Source organism: Allorhodopirellula solitaria (assembly GCF_007859855.1).
Lineage (GTDB): Bacteria > Planctomycetota > Planctomycetia > Pirellulales > Pirellulaceae > Rhodopirellula > Rhodopirellula solitaria.
The window spans coordinates 81,951-104,097 of the sequence record NZ_SJPK01000003.1 but is presented as its reverse complement, the minus strand read 5'-3'; the positions used below and the strand labels follow the sequence as shown (position 1 = coordinate 104,097).

The 22,147-nt window shown below is 58.5% G+C and carries 14 protein-coding genes; 9 read left to right on the top strand and 5 right to left on the bottom strand.

What is annotated here, in order from left to right; all coding sequences use genetic code 11:
* Nucleotides 1–21: 21 nt before the first annotated feature.
* From CA85_RS06495 to CA85_RS06485, 3 genes are all read right to left on the bottom strand, one after another.
* Nucleotides 22–2,148, bottom strand: coding sequence for a HEAT repeat domain-containing protein (locus CA85_RS06495; RefSeq protein ID WP_146390516.1), 2,127 nt, complete (start codon nucleotides 2,146–2,148; stop codon nucleotides 22–24).
* 65 nt (nucleotides 2,149–2,213) lie between these two features.
* Entirely contained in the window at nucleotides 2,214–3,527 is a 1,314-nt protein-coding gene (locus tag CA85_RS06490; protein ID WP_146390515.1) for a Gfo/Idh/MocA family protein, read from the bottom strand.
* Nucleotides 3,528–3,878: 351 nt separating this feature from the next.
* The gene (locus tag CA85_RS06485; protein WP_146390514.1) at nucleotides 3,879–5,303 is read right to left on the bottom strand and encodes a PDZ domain-containing protein; all 1,425 of its coding nucleotides are present in this window, start codon (nucleotides 5,301–5,303) and stop codon (nucleotides 3,879–3,881) included.
* Between the two features lie 124 nt (nucleotides 5,304–5,427).
* On the opposite strand from CA85_RS06485, the gene CA85_RS06480 reads away from it, so the two are divergent.
* From CA85_RS06480 to CA85_RS06460, 5 genes are all read left to right on the top strand, one after another.
* Entirely contained in the window at nucleotides 5,428–6,678 is a 1,251-nt protein-coding gene (locus CA85_RS06480; protein ID WP_186774788.1) for a GNAT family N-acetyltransferase, read from the top strand.
* 65 nt (nucleotides 6,679–6,743) lie between these two features.
* Nucleotides 6,744–7,670, top strand: a complete 927-nt coding sequence (locus CA85_RS06475; protein ID WP_146390513.1) for an ABC transporter ATP-binding protein — start codon at nucleotides 6,744–6,746, stop codon at nucleotides 7,668–7,670.
* Between the two features lie 162 nt (nucleotides 7,671–7,832).
* Entirely contained in the window at nucleotides 7,833–9,680 is a 1,848-nt protein-coding gene (locus tag CA85_RS06470; protein WP_146390512.1) for a phospho-sugar mutase, read from the top strand.
* A gap of 97 nt (nucleotides 9,681–9,777) precedes the next feature.
* Nucleotides 9,778–10,719 (top strand): universal stress protein, encoded by a 942-nt coding sequence (locus CA85_RS06465; RefSeq protein WP_146390511.1) that lies wholly within the window; start codon nucleotides 9,778–9,780, stop codon nucleotides 10,717–10,719.
* Between the two features lie 118 nt (nucleotides 10,720–10,837).
* A complete protein-coding gene (locus CA85_RS06460; RefSeq protein ID WP_146390510.1) occupies nucleotides 10,838–12,043 on the top strand; it encodes an NHL repeat-containing protein in 1,206 nt (401 codons plus the stop codon).
* A 95-nt stretch (nucleotides 12,044–12,138) separates the two neighbouring features.
* Here CA85_RS06460 and CA85_RS06455 read toward each other — a convergent pair whose 3' ends face one another.
* Nucleotides 12,139–13,779, bottom strand: coding sequence for an acetolactate synthase large subunit (locus CA85_RS06455; RefSeq protein WP_146390509.1), 1,641 nt, complete (start codon nucleotides 13,777–13,779; stop codon nucleotides 12,139–12,141).
* 368 nt (nucleotides 13,780–14,147) lie between these two features.
* Nucleotides 14,148–15,524 (bottom strand): NAD-dependent succinate-semialdehyde dehydrogenase, encoded by a 1,377-nt coding sequence (locus tag CA85_RS06450; RefSeq protein ID WP_146390508.1) that lies wholly within the window; start codon nucleotides 15,522–15,524, stop codon nucleotides 14,148–14,150.
* Between the two features lie 502 nt (nucleotides 15,525–16,026).
* Here CA85_RS06450 and flhA point away from each other — a divergent pair.
* The 4 genes from flhA (at nucleotide 16,027) to CA85_RS06430 (ending at nucleotide 22,102) form a co-directional block, all read left to right on the top strand.
* Complete coding sequence (flhA, locus tag CA85_RS06445; RefSeq protein ID WP_146390956.1) at nucleotides 16,027–18,075, top strand: flagellar biosynthesis protein FlhA; 2,049 nt, start codon at nucleotides 16,027–16,029, stop codon at nucleotides 18,073–18,075.
* Entirely contained in the window at nucleotides 18,075–19,256 is a 1,182-nt protein-coding gene (locus CA85_RS06440; RefSeq protein WP_146390507.1) for a flagellar biosynthesis protein FlhF, read from the top strand. Before flhA ends, CA85_RS06440 begins: the two co-directional genes overlap by 1 nt.
* A gap of 786 nt (nucleotides 19,257–20,042) precedes the next feature.
* Complete coding sequence (locus CA85_RS06435; protein ID WP_146390506.1) at nucleotides 20,043–20,861, top strand: FliA/WhiG family RNA polymerase sigma factor; 819 nt, start codon at nucleotides 20,043–20,045, stop codon at nucleotides 20,859–20,861.
* A gap of 2 nt (nucleotides 20,862–20,863) precedes the next feature.
* Nucleotides 20,864–22,102 (top strand): glycosyltransferase family 4 protein, encoded by a 1,239-nt coding sequence (locus CA85_RS06430; RefSeq protein ID WP_146390505.1) that lies wholly within the window; start codon nucleotides 20,864–20,866, stop codon nucleotides 22,100–22,102.
* Nucleotides 22,103–22,147 lie beyond the last annotated feature (45 nt).

Genomic DNA, 22,147 nt, shown 5'->3' with positions numbered 1-22,147 from the left:
GCGTGACGCCCCGCCCCTGACCTAGGGGATCTCCAACACGACCGGGGCATTTTCTTCGAAGACCGAGCTGCCCTTTTTGCCGTCGATGCGATACTCGATCGTCAGCCGTTTGGGTTTGCCCGGGGCGGGATCGCCACCGAAATTGGAGTTGTAGTTGGGATTGGCCAGGCGGATGATGGGTAGGTTGCCCACCTGTTTTTGCAGCCGCTCGGTCACGTCGACTTCTTCGCCGGGTGCACCGTACCTCGCCCGAACGATCTCGACCTTCACCTCTTGGATGTCGAGATCATTGAGTAGATCGGTAACTCGATCCGACGGTTCAAGGTCGCGTGCGATGGCCATGCCGACGGCCTGAGCCTCGTTCTGAAGCGATGAGTTTTCGCCGATCTGCACGGTCAGTTCGAGCATTTTGAGGCTGGGGTAGCGGCCGGCCGCGTCCAGGAGCAACCGTTTTTCTTCATCTCGCGTGGACAAGGACATGGCCGTTTCCGCCATGCTGTCCCGTCGGGCGGGTGGCATGGGGAACTGACGAAGCAACCGCAGGTAACCACGGGCTGCACGAATGCGGTAAGGGTGATCGCGTTTTGCTGCGACTTTTTCTAGGACGTTGGCGGCGTCCACGGTCATCCAGCCCCCGAGTAGCCTCGTGGCAGCATTTTGCAGGGCGTATGAGTTACCGAGAGCGGATTTCTCAATCGCCAGCAGTGCTTCGGGGCCACCCATCGCAGCCAAGATCTCGAGAATCTCGATTTGGGACGCGGGGTCCGCGTCCTTCATCGCGGCTTCGAGTTGGTCGACACAGGCGGCCTTGTCCGCCATTCGCACGCAGGCGGCACGAACGGCTTTGAGGGCGGTGGCATGAACGCCACTGTCCTGGTCCTCGGAGTTGGAAAACGCGCGTTTGCTGAGAATAGGCAGTTCGTCGAGCGTAGCGACGTCACCGAGTGCTGTCAGGGCAGCGGTTTGAATCCCCGTATCATCTCGTTCGGCCGCGTCGACGAGCAACTCGATGGCATCGATACGACGTGCTCCGATCACCTGCAGCCAGGTTTCCAGTGCGTCCCCTTCGGCTTCGCGTGCGCGTTCGATGATCACGGTGTTCATCTCGTCATCACCGACGTTCTGCAAGGCCGTGCGACCCGCCGCGGCGATCACATCGTTGTCGTCGGTTGCCGCTGCAATTAACGCGTCGAGGCAGGATGGATCTCCGATCCGCTGCACGACACCAATGGCAGCAGTTTTGATATCGACGTCGGTATCGGATTGCACGGGCTGTTCGATCGTTTCCAACATGGCGGGCAGCATCGAGGCGTCGCCGCGGTCACCGAGGGCGACCAAGAACAATGCGGCTTGTGATGACGGTACATCGGATCGAGCCGCGAGCAAGCCTTCGGGGACACCATCTCCGCTGAGTTCGCGAGCTGTCGTCAGCGCGATGTAGCGAATTCGTTGATTGTCCGATTTCAAACTTTCGACGAGCAGGTCAATGCCAGCTTTGCCACGTGCCAGAATCGCGCCGCGGGTCGCTTCCACTTTCCGTGGCAGCGGAAGTTCCGTGTCGAGTACGAGATCGTACAATTCAATCGCTTGATCGGATGGCACCTGCTCAGCGCAGCGAATCAGCCCTTCAGCAGCAGCCGAGCGAATATTCATTCGCGATTCCTTCAACCCCTCATCCAACGCAGCGGTTGCCTCGGGTCCGCCCACTTTCCCCAGCGACATCGCCGACGCCTGCGCAACCAGGTCGTCGTCGCTACCTAGGTTCTCAGAGAGCAAATCAACAGCAGCTTCGGCACGTTTAACGCCGAGGGAGTTAATCACGCCCACCAAGGGAAGTCCCTCGAGTGTCGTGGCTGCCTCGATCAGTGCCGCTTCCGCTGCGGGATCCTCGATGGCTTCGAGCGTGATACGGGCCCACGAATTAAGTTCGGGGTCCGACAACAATGCAGCGACGCTCGGGATGCAATCGGCGGATCCGAATACAGCGAGCTGTTTGCAGGTGATCGCTTTGTCCGCCGGAGGGGCGTCCGCAGACGTCAACGTTGCGATCATTTCCGTTTCGGTCGGGATCTCGTCGGCGCCCCTAGCATTGGCGGGGACCAGCCAGACGAGTGCGAGCAACAGAAGGAAGGTTTGTTTGGTAGGCATGGTGGTTTGATAGAGAGTCATGGTGAATTGGATCGACGGAGGAGTGGCGCAGAGGCGTTGGTCTCTCAGATTTGCCAAGGTTCTCGGAAAGCTTCGCCCCGCAAGCGATTGGCTTCCGGATCGTCGATGAAGTCATAAGTGTTTGTATCGAGTTGAACGTCGCGGCCTAAAAACGCCGCCACGTTGGCAGCATGGCAGGTGATGTGGGCATAGCAGGCGGCTTCCGCGTTAGCACGCGGCTGGCTGCGGGTCTTCACGCAGTCGAGGAAATCGCGGACGTGGAAGGTGGCGGGGTACCCGCCGATCTCAGCCACTTCCCGCCCAGCGAGCAGTTCCGGTGAGCTGAGCACAAACTTGCCGCTGTCACCGGTCTCGATCCAGCCATCGTCACCTTCGAACCGCACCGGGCACGAACCGAGCGGCAGCCATCCATCGTCGCGTATCACCAGCTTCACACCGCTGGGGTACTCGGCCACAATTCGTTTGTCTTTGGGGGCGTGGTAGACAGCGGCAGCAGTGGTGTCGGCACCGGCGGCCCATTGGCAGAGGTCGACGCAGTGTGATCCCCACTCCAGTACGCCGCCACCGGTCAACCCGCCGCCTTTTTCGAAGTTGAATCCATCCAGCCAGGCCTTGTTGTAGGGGCGATAAGCCGCCGGGCCGAGGTACATGTTCCAGTCGACTTCTTCGATCGGCGGCAGGTCCTGCTCGGGCAACCAACCGCTCATCTTCGTTTTCATCCCAGCCGGCTGTGCGTGCACGGTTCGCAGCGTTCCTAAACGGCCGGTGCGAGCGAGCATGCAGGCGAATTCAAAATGCGGGAGGTTGCGACGCTGCGTACCGGCTTGGAATACGACGCCGCTGCGGCGCATCGTCTCTGCCAACTGCAAACTTTGAGCGATGTTCTTCGTGCAGGGTTTTTCGCAGTAGATGTCCTTGCCCGCGCGGGCAGCGGTACACGCAGCGGTCGCGTGCCAGTTCGGGCCGGTCGCAATCAGCACAGAGTCAATATCCTCGCGAGCGAGCAGTTCTCGGAAATCGCGATACGTGTCGCAGTCCGTGTTGTTGTGATGTGCGTTAACACGTTCCTTCACGGCCGTTCGCTGTGTCTGCTTAATGTCGGCAACCGCGATAAACTGCACGTCGGATTGCTCGAGAAAGCATCCCAGGTCATAGGTTCCCCGGCGGCCGATTCCGATGCCCCCTACCGTAATGCGATCACTTGGGGCCACCGCTCCCCCCAGACCGATTGTGGAGGCGCGAACAAAACGCGGGATGGCGAGCGTGCTTGCCGCCGCACTTGCGGCGGCAATGGAACGGCCCATGAAGTGACGCCGTGACGGCGCGGGAGTGATGTGCGTTTTCTGGGGTGAGCTCATGAGTCAATACCTTGTTCACATTGATAGACATCCGGACGATAGCCTCAGTCTACACGAGGTGTATCCGATGTTGTGGATTAGCTGATAGTTTCCTGGTGCTGGCAATCGGAGCCGGGGCGACGAGCTGCTGATTACCCTCAAGGAAACGTCGCGAAATGCAGCAGTCAATCCCGAATGAGGTGGAAGATCATTTACGACGAGGTCTGTGTCTCTAAAATCCCTGGGGACGTTGATTTCATGATCGCAGCATTCTATCTATTGCTGAAAATAGCTCATGATAACGCCCCAACGAAACAGTCCTACGACAGCCCCAGGCAACGCCTGGAGTTTCAGACTGACCATGTCGTGGGGTTAGGTGGCACCGTCTTCGGGAAGTGCCAACGGATCTTCGGGTGCAGGCTCTGGTTCTGCAGCCGGTGCGGGGAGTTCGAAGACATCATTTGCCTCCTTGCTGTCATCCTGATCCGTTGCCGCCTTGGGCTGGCTATCGCTGCTGCTCGGCGCTGCCGGTGAGGAGGGGGCACTGCCAAAGAAATTGCCCAAGGCCGCACCGACGCCATTGAGCAACTGACTGCTCGCATCGGATGGGGCGTCATCCGCGTCGGGTGTGCCGCCAGTCGGAGCTGCGGGGGTCGACGGCGGAGCCGAATTGGCGGCGGCAACGCCGCTGGCGGGGCGGATGGGGTTCCCATCGGCATTGCCCATCTCCATGGGAAGTTCACGCATCTCTTCGCCACGAACAATACCAAGGGAGACGGTGTCGCCGGGCTGGGTGAGGGCGAGTTCTCGGATCAGCCCGGAGGTGTCGCGAATGAGTCGTCCCGCTGCCGAAACGATTCGATCGTCGACGCGCAGCCCACCGCTCTGGCCCGCGGATCCGTCGGTGACAGCGATCACGATCACGCCTCGCTGCGGGGTGGCGTCGCGGACACTGACACCGAGCGAGGCTCGTGGTCTCGCCAGCGTGGGGTTTGTCGGTTGGGGAGCGGTCGGAGAGGTGTCGGCGGAAGAACTTTGGTAACGGCCTGTCTCAATAGGCGAACTCAGAATCGAGGAGTCCTCCATCGGCGGCTTGGCGGAGAATCGCGTGGGCGATTCAGCTTGGCGGGGCGCAGTCGCAGCGATCGAATCGGAACCGGCACCCGCTGCGTCGATAGCCTGCCAGGCCGGTAAGCGAACCTGGTAGAGCCGCCCGCTTCGCACGATCTGCATGCTGGCACGCTGACCGGGCTCGATCTGTCGTCGCGCAGCCACAATTGCTGACGTTGAATCCGTTCGGGTGCCGTCAATGGAAACGATCACGTCACCGCGGCGGATACCGACCTCAGGTAATTGCGAGCCGGGCAGGAATCGGCGGACTTCGAGGCCTCGATCTGTACCCACGACAACCGGGACGACTTCCACGCCGAAGGTATTGTCAGCTGTTTCGCGGGCGCCGACGTCTGCAGGGAGTCTCGTTGGCGATGGACTCAGCCGCTCTGCTGGAGGGCGAGGAGTGGGGGTTGCCAGCACGCGGGGACGCCGGGCGGATGGTGCAGGCGTGGCCTCCGGGCTGCCAACGGGTTGGCGATATCCCCGGAAACCAGGTGGGGCGACTGGCGGTCGCGGTGGTAGCGGGGGCACGCCCATCCGCGCCTCGACTCGCGCCCGGATGCGGTTGAATAGGCCCTGGGCAGCAACGGGTTGGCTGAGCACGCACGGCGAAGTCATCAGCATCAGGCTGGCGAATAACGTGCCGACCAAACGCTGTTTGTTGCTTGAAATGAACTCTGTCATGGTTCTCACCCAGGTGATGTTGTTTCGGGTAGGCTCTTATTCTGACGTGATTCTCTATTCTATCTCTCCTGCGACGCTGGTGGCCTGGACCGGTTCACCGACGTCGGTAAGTAGATTCGCCTTCATGACTCGCGAGTCAATCTCCTCATCTCCTTCCAGCCTATCAGCGGCGGCGGCGGAAATCCACGATGAGTTGGATGATTCGGTGCAGGTTTGGGAGCTTGCTGTGGAGGAGATCGCACGCGTTCTGCCGCAAACATTCAGTCGCCTGTCCCCTGCGCGGGCGAGTATGCTCACGGACCAGATTCGGGAGATATTGCCGGCGGGGTCGCCCCAGCGGTTGGTCTGTGTGGCGGGGGCCGTGGGCCCGCCGCGGCTGGCCGAGAGCGTGGTCGCGATGGCCGTCCTGACACCGGGCTGCGATACCGCGAACATACTGCATCTGGACTGGGCCTTCCCTGGTCTAGCGAGCGAGCGAACCCGCTCGACAGTTGGGCACGAATCTTCGGCTGGCGTCCCTGGATGTGTCTCGAATGCTCACGCAGCGGCAATCTGGCGTCGCTTGGCGGCGATCTTCAGGCGATCTGGAGTGTGTTTTGTGCAGTGGACCACCGACCCGATTGCCAAATCGCCTCCCGACGGCGATGCCGCCGGGGAGCCGCAGGCTTGCCCCGAGCCGTTCCCCAAAGCCGCGCACGGGCCCGCTGCGATGCAGTTCACACCCATCGGAACGCTCGAGTATTTGTCGTTGGATCGTGATCGGGAGGGGCGGTGGCGTGTCTCCGTTCCCGCAGGAGAGGCCGCGAAGCAATCGGGGCCACAGCAATCGAGTCCACGGCGTTGTCCGCCGGTCAGGCTGACACCACTCGGCTCCGGAGACGCGATGGCCGCGTCCGATTGGGAGCAACTCGTCGCGCGGACATATCTCCAATCGCTTGACTGCCCGCCTCTGACGCGGTTCCGCACTGCCGGCGAGATCCTGGCGAGCTATCGGCAGGCTGCTTCGTATGCTCCGGATCTCTGGTACCGTGTGGAGGCGTTGGACGAATCCCTCGAAGCCCCTGTCACGATCGGATGTGTCCTTTTGGCCCGACACCCGGGGCGTTCCGCTGGTGCATCCGCGCCGATCGATCGAGCTTGCGTTCTCGAATTGGTTTACATGGGCATCGTTCCCGAACATCGGGGCCGGGATTATGGTCAGGCCCTCCTGGGCGCAATCGTGGAAATCTGCCAACAACAGCAGGCTGAACGCTTGGTTCTCGCGGTGGATCAGGACAACGACCCAGCGATGGCGGCCTACCGTCGATTGGGCATGCTGCGATTGTTTCGTGAAACGGTCTGGGCCCGGGCCGTTGAGGATGCCGAAAACGGATAGGGGCGGGGCGTCTGTCGGGCTAGAATGATCCTCAACATCCACTTTCACTTGAACATTCGATTCGCATGATCCATCTCGAAGGCTTCGGCAAAGACTATGGCGAGTTCACGGCTGTCGAGAGTATCGATTTGGACATCGAGGCCGGGGAAACCTTCGGGTTTATCGGCCCCAATGGTGCAGGCAAGAGTACCACGATTCGATTTTTGGCGACGTTGTTGAAGGCGTCACGCGGACGCGGAGAGGTCGCTGGGTTCGATGTGATGGGCGACCCCATGGGGGTCCGCCGCTCGATCGGCTACATGCCTGACAACTTTGGCGTCTACGATGGCATGAAAGTCTGGGAATTCCTCGATTTTTTCGCGGTGGCATATGGGATTGATCGGGCAGCGCGGGGGCCGATTATTGACAATGTCCTGGAGTTGCTCGATCTCGGTCATAAACGCAATGACTACGTCAACGGACTCTCGCGAGGCATGAAGCAGCGGCTGTGTCTGGCGAAAACCCTCGTCCACGATCCGCCTGTCCTGATTCTCGATGAACCCGCCAGTGGCCTCGATCCACGAGCTCGAGTGGAGGTCAAAGCGTTGCTCAAAGAACTGCGAAAGATGGGCAAGACAATCCTGATCAGCAGCCACATCCTGACGGAACTCGCCGATTGCTGCACGTCGATCGGAATCATCGAACGCGGGCAGTTGCTGATGCACGGACCGATTGCCGAGGTGTACCGGAAAATTCGCCGCAACCGCATGGTGGAGATTGCTTTCACTAAGAATGAGGAAGCGGGCATCTCGATTCTACGCAGCAGCCCCGCCTTGCGAGACCTGGAGATTCGCCCCGACCGGGTGATCGCTGAACTCGAGACCGATGACGCGGGGCTCGCCGAGCTGCTCGACTACCTGGTTTCCCAGGGGGTGAAGATTCGCTCGTTCAACGACCGCGACCCCACTCTCGAAGATGTCTTCATGTCCGTCACCCAAGGCCTGGTCAGCTGATCAGCTAGCCGATGGGCCGCTAGTGGTCGCCAGCGACTCAAAGTCTTAAACTGGGAGTCGGTCGACGTCCCTGATCAAGCAAGATTTGCAACGATTTGCGTATGGCTTCGAGAGCGGCAGGACGCTCTCGATTTCCGATTCCCTCTTTCCCTGAGCTGCACCATGTCCCTCGAACCAGCACCTTCCGAATCACTGCGAGTCCAAACCGCCTTGGCCGCCGTCGAACATGCCTGCCAAGAAGGGAAGATCACGGCTGGGGCGGTGGAGAATATCCGCGCTTGGTTGACGGAGAATCGCTATCGCGAATACCGCGATAGTGTGCTGCAGCACATTTCCGATGCCCAGTGGCAAAAACTCGACGACGTGTTTTGGACAGTGATTCCCTTCGGCACTGGCGGCCGGCGGGGCCGGATGTACGAGATCGGCTCCAACGCGATCAATGACCGCACGATCGGTGAAAGTGCTCAGGGGTTGGCTGACTATGTCGTGAAGTATCACGGCGGCGAGAAACCACTTTCCTGTGCGATCGCCTACGACACGCGTCACCGCTCGCGTCACTTCACCGAGCTATGTGCCGAGGTCATGGTGGCCGCTGGGATCAAGGTCTACCTGCTCGATGACTACCGAGCCACTCCGCAGCTGTCTTTTGCCGTCCGCCACCTGCAGTGCGATTGTGGCATCATGGTCACGGCCAGCCACAATCCACCGAGTGACAACGCAGTCAAGGTGTACTGGTCCAGTGGTGCCCAGGTCCTACCGCCACACGACAAGGCGATTATCCAAGGCGTGATGAATTGCCAGGAGATTAAACGCGCGAACTTTCAACAGGCGCTCGCCGATGGTCAGGTCGAGATCGTCACCGAACAAGTCGACGCAGCGTACTTCGATGCGGCGGTCCAGTGCCAATTCGCCGGGCCGCGTGATGTGCGGATTCTGTACTCTCCGCTGCACGGTGTTGGCGAAGCAGCCGTGGTGCCATTGTTGCACCGTGACGGGTTCGAGGACGTGACCGTTTACGAGCCGCATCGGCAACCCAGCGGCGACTTCCCCAATGTTCCTGGGCACGTATCGAATCCTGAGAACAAGGCCGTTTTCGAAAAGCCGATCGAACAGGCACGCAGCGAAGGATTCGATCTCATCATGGCTACCGACCCGGATTGCGATCGGCTCGGCGTTGCAGCACCCTTGACGACAGATTCCGCAGGACCGTGGGGGACATTCACCGGCAACCAAATCGCCGCGCTGCTTGCCAATTTTATTCTCGACAAAGCCGTCGCAGCAGGAATAACCAACCCGCAGTCCTACGTCGTCAAAACGCTTGTTACGAGCGAGTTGGTCCGCCGGATCGCGGCCGGGCACGGTGTCCGCTGCGTCGGCGATCTATTGGTCGGCTTCAAATACATCGCCGAAACGATGGATCAGGAAGGACCAGATGACTTCTTGTACGGCTGCGAAGAATCACATGGCTATCTCGTCGGTTCCTACGCCCGAGACAAGGACGGTGCGGTCGCTTGTATGTTGATCAGTGAGCTGGCGGCGGAGTTGAAAGCGAAGGGCCAGTCGATGCACGACTATCTCGGGGAACTGTACCGCGAGCATGGTCTGCACCGCGAAGATCTGATCAATGTCTTCATGGAAGGCAGCGAAGGCATGGCCGCGATGACATCCCTGATGAAAGCGTTCCGTGAGAACCCACCTCAGAGCCTCGGGGGAATGACGGTGCGGCACGTCCGCGATTATGGCAGTAATACCGTGACGACACTCGGTGAATCACCCAATACTCAGCCGTTGGCGGGGCCGACTGGAAATCTCGTCATCATGGACATGATCGAGGAAGGCAACTATGTCGCTGTGCGGCCGAGTGGTACCGAACCGAAAGTGAAATTTTATATCTTCACACGGCTCGAGGCGAACAAGTCTCAGAACCTCGAGGCCGCCGATACCAAATTGGTCGACCGCATCGCCGCGATTGAAACAGACGTGCGAGACTTTGCGCGAGTGAGCGTCTAACAAATCGGCACGTATTTTGGGATGTCACCGCCGGCGTCTGGCGGTGTCGCAAAAGCAGAACAGGTTTTGCTATCGCACGTTCACATCGACAGGCGGGATGCCCGCTCAATTCAACCTACCGCCGCTCCGAGAGACACTACCGATGAAGATTTTGCTTGCCGTTGACGGATCAGCTCACTCGCTCGCTGCCTGCAGGTATCTAGCTGCGTTTCCATTGGGGAAACCGACCGAAGTGGAGATCTTGACCGTCGTCAATCCACCCGACGTTGTGCTGACGGGGCAAACGGAGTTGTGGTATCCCCAGTTCATCGAGCACCAAGAAGAGCGGGCTCGGCAGGTGACCGAGACGGCACGTGACGCGATCAGCCATCTCGACGCTTCGGTAACCTCGCACCAAATGACGGGACATATTGGGCACTGTATCGTTGAGCGTGCCAAGGAAAATCAGGCCGACGTTGTCGTAGTCGCCGCGAAAGGGCACTCCGCCTTCGAACGAGTCTTGCTCGGAAGCGTCAGTGACTACGTCGCCACCCACGCCGCCTGCAGCGTGCTTGTCGTACGCCCGGAGATTGGCGAGGACGGGCAACCCGTCCAGGACGTCCCCGAAGGGCGTATCGGGCACGCGACGATTGCTGTGGATAATCGCGAAGTCTCTACCAAACTCATGGACGAGCTGTGCCAGTTCGCGTGGACCGACCAGCACCATCTCGTCGCGATAACGGCATCGGTCAAGTTGGAGGTCTTCCGCGAAGACATTTTGGCCACGACCATGGAAGAGGCTGCTCGCCGCCGCACCGAAGCCCGGCGCTGCGCCGATGCCGCTTCCGAGCGACTGTTGGAGTGTGGAGCCCGGTCGGAAGGATACAGCATCGAAGTAGAGCATGTGGGGGAAGGGCTAGTAGATTTTGCCGAATCCAATCACAGTGATCTGATCGTCCTCGGTGACACCGGCCGCAGCGCCCTCTCACGATTCTTCCTCGGCAGCACCTCCCGATACGTCCTGCATCACGTCCACTGCAGCGTGCTGATTATACGCTGAAGCCTGCCTGCAGTAATGTGAGCAATACTGCTACCATCTACAGCAATTGCAGGAGCTTGACTCCCGAGAACACCTCTTGATTTTAACCTTACCAACTTCTTTTGCTGGATCGATTGTCGTGAAAATTTGTGCATTCTTCTTGGCCCCTGTCACTCTTGTTCTTCTGGGGGTCACTGCTTCGGCGCATGAGGGTCACTCCCATCATGTTCAGGGCGAGAAAACTGTCGCTGGCGACCAGCGCACCTTCACGACCGTACTGCTCGAAACCTTGCCAGACAATTCGTTCAGCATGAATGAGAAAACATACACCTGGAAGCACCGTGACGACCTCGGGGGCCAAAGCGAAGCGATGTCGAAGGCGGCGATCGGAGGATTGCACAACAATGCTGACGAGGATCCAGAGACTCAAGAAGTCGTCACGGTGGTTGCTAACCACGGTTTGGTCACGCTCCAAGCTGATCTAAAAGAGTGGACCTTGCTGGAGAATCAGGATCCGTACTTCGCGAAAGGAATGAACGCTCACGGAACAGACTGCTTCCAGTTCGATGATGAGGTGCTGTGGGCATTTTCATCAACGAATACGCGTGAAGTCGTGATCGCCAAACGCGGAGAGATTCTAGCAAGATTGCCAAAACCCACCGGTGATGAATTCGAGAATGAAGTGGTGAATCAGTACTATCGCGACGGTGGTGCGTTCTCCCCGTGTGATGTGGTTTGGTTGCCCAAAGCTGAGAGTCTGGTGGTCGTGACGGGATACACGCCGGGCGACTATGCCTTGACGGCGAAATTCATCGATGGTCAGTGGAAATGGTCGGGTCCCGCTTGGGGTGGCAAGGTTGGCAAGGGAGGTCCCTTCCAGACGGCTCATGGCGTCGAAGTGGCAACCATTGACGGGAAAGAAACGGTGATCGTGGCGTCACGAGGTCATGGTCGAATCTACGGCTTTGACGCCAATGGCGATGCCGTGTCGTTGCCCGGGGCGAACGAACAGAAGTTCATCGCGTTGCCCGAAGGATCCAACCCGTGCAACGTTTCGCTAACGAACGACTCTGCGTTCTTACCCTTACTGAATTCGCTCTCGACGACCAATGGTGTCGCTCCCGTGCTGGTCATGGTCGACGGGAGCGTGGTCGGGAATCTCATCCCTGCGTCGTACGATGGACTCGAGTACATGCATCACATGCACGGCGTCTGCACTGTGACGCGAGATGGCGAGCTATTTGCAATTGCCTTGTCTTGGCCCAACGGCGGAGAGAACAGAAACGGAAAGCGAAACGATGGCCAGACGGCTGTATTCCAAGCCGTCGAAGTCGTTGAGCACTAATCCGCAATCAAGCGGATCCGGACGGAGGACCGGCACGGTTTCAAATTCGATGGTGCACCTCAGTCGAGTGCTCGCATATCGAGTATGCAAGGTCGTTACAGGCGACCGCTGAGTTCTTGGATCTCTTGATTGAGGATCCGGTCGTTGTCGGAGTAGTCGACAGGGACATCGATCAGGTGGACACCGCCTCTATCAAATGCATGATGGATGCTGGGTAAGAGTTGGTCGGTCGATGTCACCTGGTGACCTACCGCTCCATAGGATTCGGCATATTTCACGAAATCGGGATTGTGGAAGGTGAGTCCGTAATCACTGAAACCCATGTCCTCTTGTTTCCACTGGATCATGCCGAGAGCATCATCACGCAATAGCAGCACGACAAGATTCAACCCGAGGCGAACGGCGGTCTCCAACTCGGCGGAGTTCATCATGAATCCACCGTCCCCGCAGACGGCTATCACGCGCTGGTCGGGGTTCACCATCGCGGCCATGATCGCCGAAGGCAATCCCGCTCCCATGGAGGCCAATGCGTTGTCGAGCAACGCTGTATTGGTCGTGTAGGCAGGATAGTTTCGTGCGAACCAAAGCTTATACATGCCGTTGTCCAACGCAACGATGCCATCACGCGGCATCGCACGGCGGACATCGGCAACCAATCGCTGCGGCAGAACTGGGAACTGGTCGGCGTCCGCGTCGCGCCCAATATGCATCGAGAGTGCAGTTCGAACTTTGTCAAAGAATGTCGTATCCCACTGAAGCGGCTCAGGTAGCCGCTCGCTGATCTCATGGACGCTATCGGCGATGTCCCCAATCACTTCGAGTTGTGGGAAGTAAACGGGGTCGACCTCCGCCGAGGTGAAGTTGACATGGATCACCGTGCAACCATCCTTCTCCATGAAAAACGGCGGCTTTTCAACGACATCGTGCCCGACATTCATAATCACATCGGCGGTGTCGAACGCTCGGTGCACGAAGTCACCTGACGACAATGCGGCATTGCCAAGGAAGCAGGGATGGTCTTCACTGACCACGCCTTTGCCCATCTGCGTTGCGACACATCGTATACGCGTCTTATCCACAAATTTGTGTAGCATCTGACTGGTCCGCTTTCGGTTCGCTCCCGCACCGATCAACAACAACGGCCGTTTGGCCTTGGTCAGCACCTCAACGGCCCGTGCGATCGCCTTCTGTTCGGCGACCGGCCGGCGAATGAAGCTAGGAGGGATGATGCTCGCGTCTGTATCCTCTTGAGCGATATCCTCCGGTAGTTCCAGATGGACGGCTCCAGGGCGTTCCTCCTCGGCCCGCCGGAACGCTTCACGGACACTCGCGGGTACGAGATCTCCACTTCCAATCCGCCGCGAAAATTTCGTCAGCGGCTGCATCATGTCGACGACGTCGACGATCTGGAATTGACCTTGCTTGCTCGACTTGATCGGTTTCTGGCCAGTCAGCATCACCATTGGCATCGCGCCCAGGTTCGCATAGGCTGCCGCCGTCATAAGATTCGTCGCACCGGGACCGAGTGTCGATAGGCAAACTCCGGCCTTACCAGTTAGCCGCCCATGCGTGGCGGCCATGAATCCTGCCGCCTGTTCATGTCGGGTCAGCACCATTTCGATCGGACTGCGAGACAGCGAGTCAAGGAAATCGAGATTCTCTTCTCCCGGAACCCCAAAGATTCGCTCGACGCCCTCGTTGACCAACGCTTCGACAAATAGATCAGACGCTTTCATGGTACTTCCAATAACACTTTGGGTGAGAGGCGGCGATGGCTCTTATTTCGGCTCATCCGACGGAAGCGTGCGCCCGAGGTTTTCAAGGCATGGCTCCCGTATCGAAGGATTTATTTATAGGATGTGATTATCAATGTTCGACTGGCACTGCCGGGAGAAACGGAGCCGAGCTTTGCAGAGGTGCTGGCTTGGCAAGGGATATCTCGGTCGCCAGCGTTTCCCTGCAAAAGCGGTACGCCAATGGTGTTGTCGGTCCCTGGCGAGCGTTTGTTCGTCAGGGACGCATTTTTGAACGATCATTCGATACGAGAGCCATGCTTCAAAAAACCTTCCGCTGTGCTCTGCGCACACTTCCGTCGGATGAACCCTTATTTCTTGGCCGGTCCGAGGTGAATGAGCTTCTTGTTGACGAACTCGAGGATCCCGAGGTGCGAGAGTTCTCGTCCGTAGCCAGAATTCTTGATGCCGCCGAACGGCAACTCTGCTTGCGAGTTCGTCGGTTGGTTGACGAACACCATGCCGGTTTCAATCTGCTCGGCCACCCGCTGCCCACGCTCGGTGTCCTTCGTGTAAACGCTGCCACCGAGGCCGTAGGAGGAGCGATTGGCGAGTTCAATTGCGGCTGCTTCGTCCTTGACCACATAAACCGTCGCGACCGGACCGAAGAGTTCTTGGTCGAAGGTCGGCATGTCGGGTGTGACGCCGGTCAAGATTGTTGCGTTGAAGTACGCTCCTTCGCGATCAGGACGATCGCCGCCGAGCAGCACGGTCGCTCCTGCATCAACCGAGGATTGGACCTGCTCTTGCAATTTGACCGCCGCGTCTTCGGTTGACAGCGGCGAGAGAGTCGTGTCCTCGTCCATGGGGTCGCCAATCTGAAGGGCCGACATCGCTTCCTTGAATCCATCGAGGAATTCATTGGCGACGGGTTCCACCACAATGAATCGCTTGGCAGCGACGCAGGATTGGCCCGCGTTGACCATGCGTCCCTTAACCGCCAATTCGACGGTCTCCTTCAAGTCAGCATCTTCAAGCACGATGAACGGGTCGTTTCCGCCCAGCTCCAACACGGAGCGTTTGAGGTTCTCGCCTGCCGCAGCGGCTACGGCGGCACCGGCTTTCTCACTGCCCGTCAGTGACACGCCCTGCACCCGCGAATCTGCGATGATCGATTCAACGAACTCAGAGGGGATGAACAGGTTCGTGTACACGTCATCGGGCAACCCGCACTCGGTAAACAGCCGGGAGATGGCGTCGGCACACTGGGGCACGTTACTGGCATGCTTCACCATCACCGCATTGCCCGCCATGATGTTTGGCATCGCAAAGCGAGTGACCTGGTAGAAGGGAAAGTTCCACGGCATGACACCCATCAACACACCGATGGGTTCGTAGTGGATGTAGGCATCCGCATCGACATTCTCCATCGGTTGATCGGCAAGAAATGTCTCGGCACCGTTGGCGTAGAACTCCGCGATCTCTGCACAAAATTCGATTTCTCTGCGGCTCTCGCTGATTCGCTTGCCCATGTCAAGCGTGATCAGGCGAGCGAACTCATCGGTCCGCTCGCGAAGCTTCTCGACAAAGGTGAGGATGACTTTCTTACGCTCAGCGAAGGATGTTTTCCGCCAACTCTGATAGGCCTCGTCGGACCTCGCGACGGCCTCTAACGTCGCGTCCTTGGACAGTGGAGTGAAGGCTTTCAATTCTTCATTGGTGGCGGGATTGATGCTGGTAATACTCATGATTGGCTCCTCGGATGGGTGACTTTCGTGAAGCGACTGGGGCGTCGAAATGGGGCGTCGGGACAGGCAGTCGTGTTGTCAGGGGGATTGGGGATGGGCATGCACAGGGCAATTCCTGTCCCGACTAGTCCGGGCCCTGCTAGAACGAGCCTCGCACCGGCTTGCTTAACGGCTACAGGTCGCGGTCGCCGTGGCGAAAGTGCCGCCCTGTCAGCACGCTGAGCACAACGGAAGTTGCAAACGCTGTGCCAGGTTCTGAGGCGGTTTTCCCGCTCCCACATCGCGTGAAACTCGAACGGCTGTGAACGATCTGGACGCGTGCTTCTCGGACGTGCTACGTTCGAACTTGAGACGAACTTTCTAATTCGAGCCTATCCGAGAAGGGGTCTGACCCTTTCCAGGCGAATCATTTGACTTGGTTTTTAACAGCCATACCGGAGAGGGTCAGACCCTTCTTCGGTTAGGCGTTTTTGAGGACAAAGGACGGTCCATGCAGTCGTTGATGCGCTATCGAGATCTGGTGCTGCCTCTGGGCATCATTGGTTGCCTCGTCGTCATCTTGATACCGCTGCCGCCGCTGGTGATGGATCTGTTATTGGCAGCCAATATCACCGTTGGGGTGATCGTGCTGTTGACGACGGTGTACGTCAAAACGCCGCTCGAATTCAGCATTTTTCCGTCTCTTCTGTTGGCCACGACGCTTGCCCGGCTCGTGCTCAACGTGGCCACGACTCGGTTGATTCTCACCAGTACGGAATCGGGAGATAGCGGTGCTGTGGGGGGCGTGATCCAGAGTTTCGGCGAGTTCGTCGCTGGAGACCGGATCGAGGTGGGGATCATCATTTTTGTGATCATTGTGCTGATCCAGTTCATCGTGATCACCAAAGGGGCAACACGGATTAGCGAGGTGGCGGCGCGGTTTGCTCTCGATGGCATGCCAGGCAAGCAAATGGCGATCGATGCAGACCTCAACGCTGGCAATATCGACGAGAAAACGGCCCAGCAGCGGCGTGAGGACGTCGGCGCCCAAGCTGACTTCTATGGGGCCATGGACGGTGCGAGCAAGTTTGTTCGCGGCGATGCGATCGCCGGAATCGTGATCACGTTGGTGAATGTGGCTGGTGGTCTGTACATCGGCGTGATGCGGTACGGAATGACCGTTTCCGAAGCCGTTGAGCTGTTTACTAAGCTGACCATCGGCGACGGATTGGTTAGCCAATTGCCGGCACTCTTGATTTCGCTTGCCGCCGGATTGCTGGTCACGCGAAGTGCGAACAAGGCGAATCTGCCTGAGCAATTCCTGCAGCAGGTCTTCAGCAATCCCAAAGCACTGGCCGTGGCGGGCGGTTTTTTGTGCCTCTTGATCATGACCAGTTTGCCGACCGTGCCGATGGCGACCCTGGGCGCCGGATGCTTGGGTTTGGCGGTCGTGCTGCGGCGACAGAACGAACAAGACCTCATCGAAGACCAGGCCGCAGAAGATGCCAAGATGGCTGCGGAGTCGGTGCCACAAAAGCGGGTGGAAGACTATCTCGCAGTCGACCCGATGGAATTGTCCATCGGTGTCGGTCTGCTGTCATTGGCGGACCCCGATCGCGGCGGTGATCTGATGCAGCGAATCACGGGGGTGCGCAACTCGATGGCCGGTGATATTGGCATCGTGCTGCCGAAAGTCCGCATCCGCGATGACTTGAGACTTGAGGAAAACCAGTACGAAATCCGAATCGCGGGGAACCCGATCGTGACCGAGCGAGTGCAGCCCGACCGCGTGTTGGCAATCGATAGCGGTCATACCACTGGCGCGATCGAGGGCGAGCCGACCCAGGATCCCGCCTTCGGTGATCCGGCGGTGTGGATCGAGCCATTCCAGCGAGAGCAAGCAGCGATCTACGGCTACACGCCTGTCGAACCGGCCGCTGTGCTGGCGACGCACCTCCAGGAAATTGCTCGCGGCCATGCCGATGAGTTACTGACCCGCGACGCTACCAAACACCTGATCGACGAACTCAAGGAAGCCGCTCCGGCAGTGGTCGAGGAGCTAATCCCCGGCTTGCTCCACGTCGGCGATGTCCAGCAGGTACTGCAGATTCTGTTGCGGGAAGACGTTCCTATCCGGCAATTGGCCATGATTTTGGAAACGCTCGGTGATCACGCTGGCACGACAAAAGATCCGGTGCTCTTGAGTGAGCACGTGCGTCAGCGGTTGGCTCGCACGATCAGCACGCGGTATCGAGATGAAAACGGCCAAATTCACGTGATCGCGATCGATCCTGCGATGGAAGATCGGATTGCTGCGGGGATAGAGCATAACGAGAGCGGACTTTTTGTGCGGATGAGCCCATCTGCTGTCGACTCGACTTGCGAGAAAATCTCCGTTGGTGCTAAGAAATTGATAGCGCTGGGGCATCGCCCGGTCGTTTTGGTGAGTCCACGGATCCGTCCGGGACTGCACAAGATCGTCGCCGCTTCGATGCCCCGCGTGCGGATCCTTTCCTACAACGAGATCACGCAAGATACGCAAATCCGATCGCATGGCGTGGTGAGTGATTGATGTCCATAAAAACGTTTAAAGCAGCAAACCTGCAAGCCGCACTGGCCGACATCCGGGAACAAATGGGACCGGACGCCTCGGTGCTGCATACACGCCAGGTCCGAGATGGCTGGCTCGGTTGGCTCGGCCGTACTCAGGTCGAGGTGGTCGCGGGATTGCGCGGCGCCAATAACCTCCCTTCGAGCGCCCCAGCTGAAGATGAAGGTCACTCGCATTTTGAATTTCCGGCGGCATCGAATGACGTTGCATCAGAACGGTTCTCACGTCTTTCCTTGAGTGGATCACCACCGGTAAATTCGATCGAGTTCCCACAATCCCCCCACGCCGCCGACGTTGATCCACTCAGTATCGACCCCCTGGTGGTGCCCCTGCGGCAAGCCGGTGTGCCCGAACCCGTGATCCGACGTTGGCTGGCCTCCGCACAAAGCTTTGCAGCCAATCTGAATGAAAACGACGGAATTCCCTACGACGTGAGTGGACGACTTGAACACCTGCAACGGGCGGTCGCTCGCGAGCTGAATCTTTGCGGGCCGATCCGAACTCAGCCCGGAGAGCGGCATGTGGTCGCTTTGGTGGGTCCGACCGGAGTCGGCAAAACCACCACGGTTGCCAAACTCGCCGCTGGATTCCGGATCGAGGCGCGGCGGCGCGTCGGGCTATTGACGATCGACACCTATCGCATTGCCGCGGTGCAACAGCTCCAGGCGTATGCGGAGATCATGGACCTGCCCATGCAGGTCGTTGAAAAACCGGAACAAATGCAAGTTGCCATGGATCAACTCGGCGATGTGGACTTGGTGCTCATCGACACGGCAGGGCGCAGCCCGCGCAGCGACGCGCGAATCGATCAATTAGCCGAGTTCCTCCGCGCCGCGAAACCCGACGAAACTCATCTCGTGCTCAGCGCGACGAGTTCGAGCGAAAACATCCTATCGACTCTGAGCGGCTTCACACCGGTCCGAGCGACCTCAGTGATCTTGACCAAACTCGATGAGACACCACACACCGCCGGGGTGCTCTCAGCACTGACGGCGAGCGAACGCTACCTATCGACACCCCTCAGCTACGTGACGCACGGCCAACAGGTACCTGATGATATTGCCGTCGCCGACGCACCCCATCTCGTGGATTCCCTATTGCCGATGACGCCCTTGACGGTCCCGTTCGGCGAAGCTGCGTGACCAAACAGGTCGCAATCGGGCGAGAGGCTCTTTCGCTACTCGCTAATACCGCAAAACATTTTGGTTCATCCGACGGAAGCGTGCGCAGAGCACAGCGGAAGGTTTTTTGAGGCATGGCTCTCGTATCCCATGATCGTCCAAAATGCGTCCCTGACGAACAAACGCTCGCCAGGGACCGACAACACCATTGGCGTACCGCTTTTGCAGGGAAACGCTGGCGACCGAGATATCCCTTGCCAAGCCCGCACCTCTGCAGAGCTCGGCTCCGTTATCTCCCGGCAGTGCCACCTAACATTCACTATCTCCTCCGACAAATAAATCCGTGGATACTGGAGCCATGCCTTGAAAACCTCGGGCGCACGCTTCCGTCGGATGAGCCAACATTTTCCCGTTTTTTACCTCAAGAACTTAAACGACCCAAGCCGATAACGAGAACTGTTGCGGAACGTGAATAGCAAAGCTCACTTGAGAGAAATTTCACGATGCCGATTAATCAATTTGGGAGACGCGACACAACCGAGATCAAAATCAGTCACCGGTGATGTGAAAAGAACCGGAGTTGACTTTGGACTCGGATGCGAGTTATCTCGCAGAGATCGTTTGCCATGGGACGACTGTCCCCGGCGACGAGATCGGCGAGTGCCCAAACGAGAAGTAGGCAATGGAACTTTGGCAAGGACGCCGGAATTCATTTCCAACCGCTTCAAGCTAACAATTTAAGTAGAAACATTTCATTGTCAGGCCGATTGACTTGCCCTTCCCGGCATTTCAAGAATCTGGCGATCAGTGATCATCATGGAGGATTCGATGCCCGCCGCTGCCCCCGTCGACGAAGAAATCGCCCAAGTCTGGGATTCATTCAAAGCCATTACCAAAGACCATCCCGACTACGAAAGTTTGCGAAATCAACTCGTCGAACGCTTCATGCCCTTGGTGAGATACAACGGTGAGCGTATTTGGCAGCGGCTCCCCGATGGCGTCGAACTCGATGACCTGATCAGCGCCGGCATCTTTGGTTTGATGGACGCGATCGATGCCTACGATCGCGACCGCGGTGTCAAGTTTGAGACCTACTGCGTGCCACGAATTCGTGGTGCCATGCTCGACGAACTGCGGACAATGGACTGGGTGCCCCGGCTCGTCCGTAGCAAAGCCAGCAAACTCGGCGCCGCTACGAAGCATCTCGAAACGCGGCTGGGACGGACTCCCACTGTTGCCGAGATTGCCGATCATATGGAACTCGATGTTCGTGAAGTCGAGAAGATGCAGACCGAAGCCAATGCCGTCGGTGTCGTTTCTCTGAATAAAAAATGGTATGAGACGGACAGCTATAAAGACGTCCGTGAAATCGACATTCTCGAAGATAAAAAGGGTGAAGACCCCACCCGACGCGTTCAGAAAACCGATCTGATGCGATTGGTTACCAAGGGGCTCAATCGCAACGAGCGTCTGATCATCATCCTCTACTATTATGAAGAGCTGACGATGAAGGAAATCGGTGCCACGCTCGATCTCTCGGAATCGCGGGTCAGCCAGATGCACACCTCGATCGTCACCCGACTGCAACAGCAACTCGGTGTCCGACGACTCGAATTCGGTGCCTGAGCATGCGGGTCGCCCATGTGATCACGCGGATGATCATCGGCGGTGCACAGGAAAATACGCTGTTGAACTGCCAGGACTTGATCACCGAGCACGGTGACGAGGTCTTGCTCATCTGTGGACCAGAAACCGGTCCCGAAGGCGATCTGCTAGGCCGACAGCAGTCATCGGGGCAGGGCAGGGCAGGGCGGACGGGCTCCGCAAACGTGCCCGTTGAAATCATCGATCCGCTCCGCCGAGCGATACACCCAACACGAGATTGGCAGGCATCCCGCCGACTCGCTCGCGTTCTCGGTGAATTCGCTCCCGACGTCGTTCACACGCACAGTGCCAAGGCCGGGTTGCTCGGTCGCCAGGTCGCCTGGAAACAGTTCCTGTCGTCGCCAGATCGTCGCCCAGCGGTTATTCATACGGTTCATGGAGCCCCCTTTCATGAGTATCAATCGGCTCGCGCGAAGCAGTTCTTTATCGCCTGTGAACGTTGGGCCGCTCGTCGTTGTCATCACCTCATTAGCGTCGCCGATGCGATGACCGACCGGATGGTGTCCGCAGGCGTTGCCCCGCGGGAGAAGTTCACCACGATCAGCAGCGGCATGAACGTCGAGCCCTTCCTGGCGGCAAATGAACATCGGGAGCGAGTTCGGCATCACTACGGGATCGGACAAGAACAGGTCGTGATTGGAAAGATCGCTCGATTGTTCCATCTCAAGGGGCATGCTGATTTGATCGGCGCGGCGAGAAAAGTGGTCGATGCCTGCCCGCAAGCCCGCTTTCTGCTAGTCGGTGACGGTGTGCTACGGGAACCTCTGCAAGCTCAAATCGCCGAGCTTGGATTGACCGACCACTTCATTCTGACGGGGTTGGTTCCGCCGAGCGAAGTGCCTGCCATGATCGGAGCTATGGACCTGCTCGTCCACACGTCCTACCGCGAAGGGCTCGCCCGGGCGCTCCCGCAGGCATTGATTGCGGGAAAACCTGTAGTCAGCTACGACATCGATGGCGCTCGCGAAGTCGTGATCGATCATGAAACGGGATACTTAGTGCCGCCCGCCGATCATCGAATGCTCGCCGATCGCTTGATCGAATTGGCCCGGAATCCCGAGCTTCGATTCCAGCAGGGCAGGGCAGGGCAGCTCCGCTTCACCGACCAGTTCCGTCACCAGACGATGACGCGGAACATCCGGCAACTGTATCGCCAACTTCTTGCCGAGCAGCCGACCAAGCGAGATACCGGGCAACGCTGACCGGGTGTGCTGTGGCGCCGTCGGATCAGCCGTTTCGGCATCGCT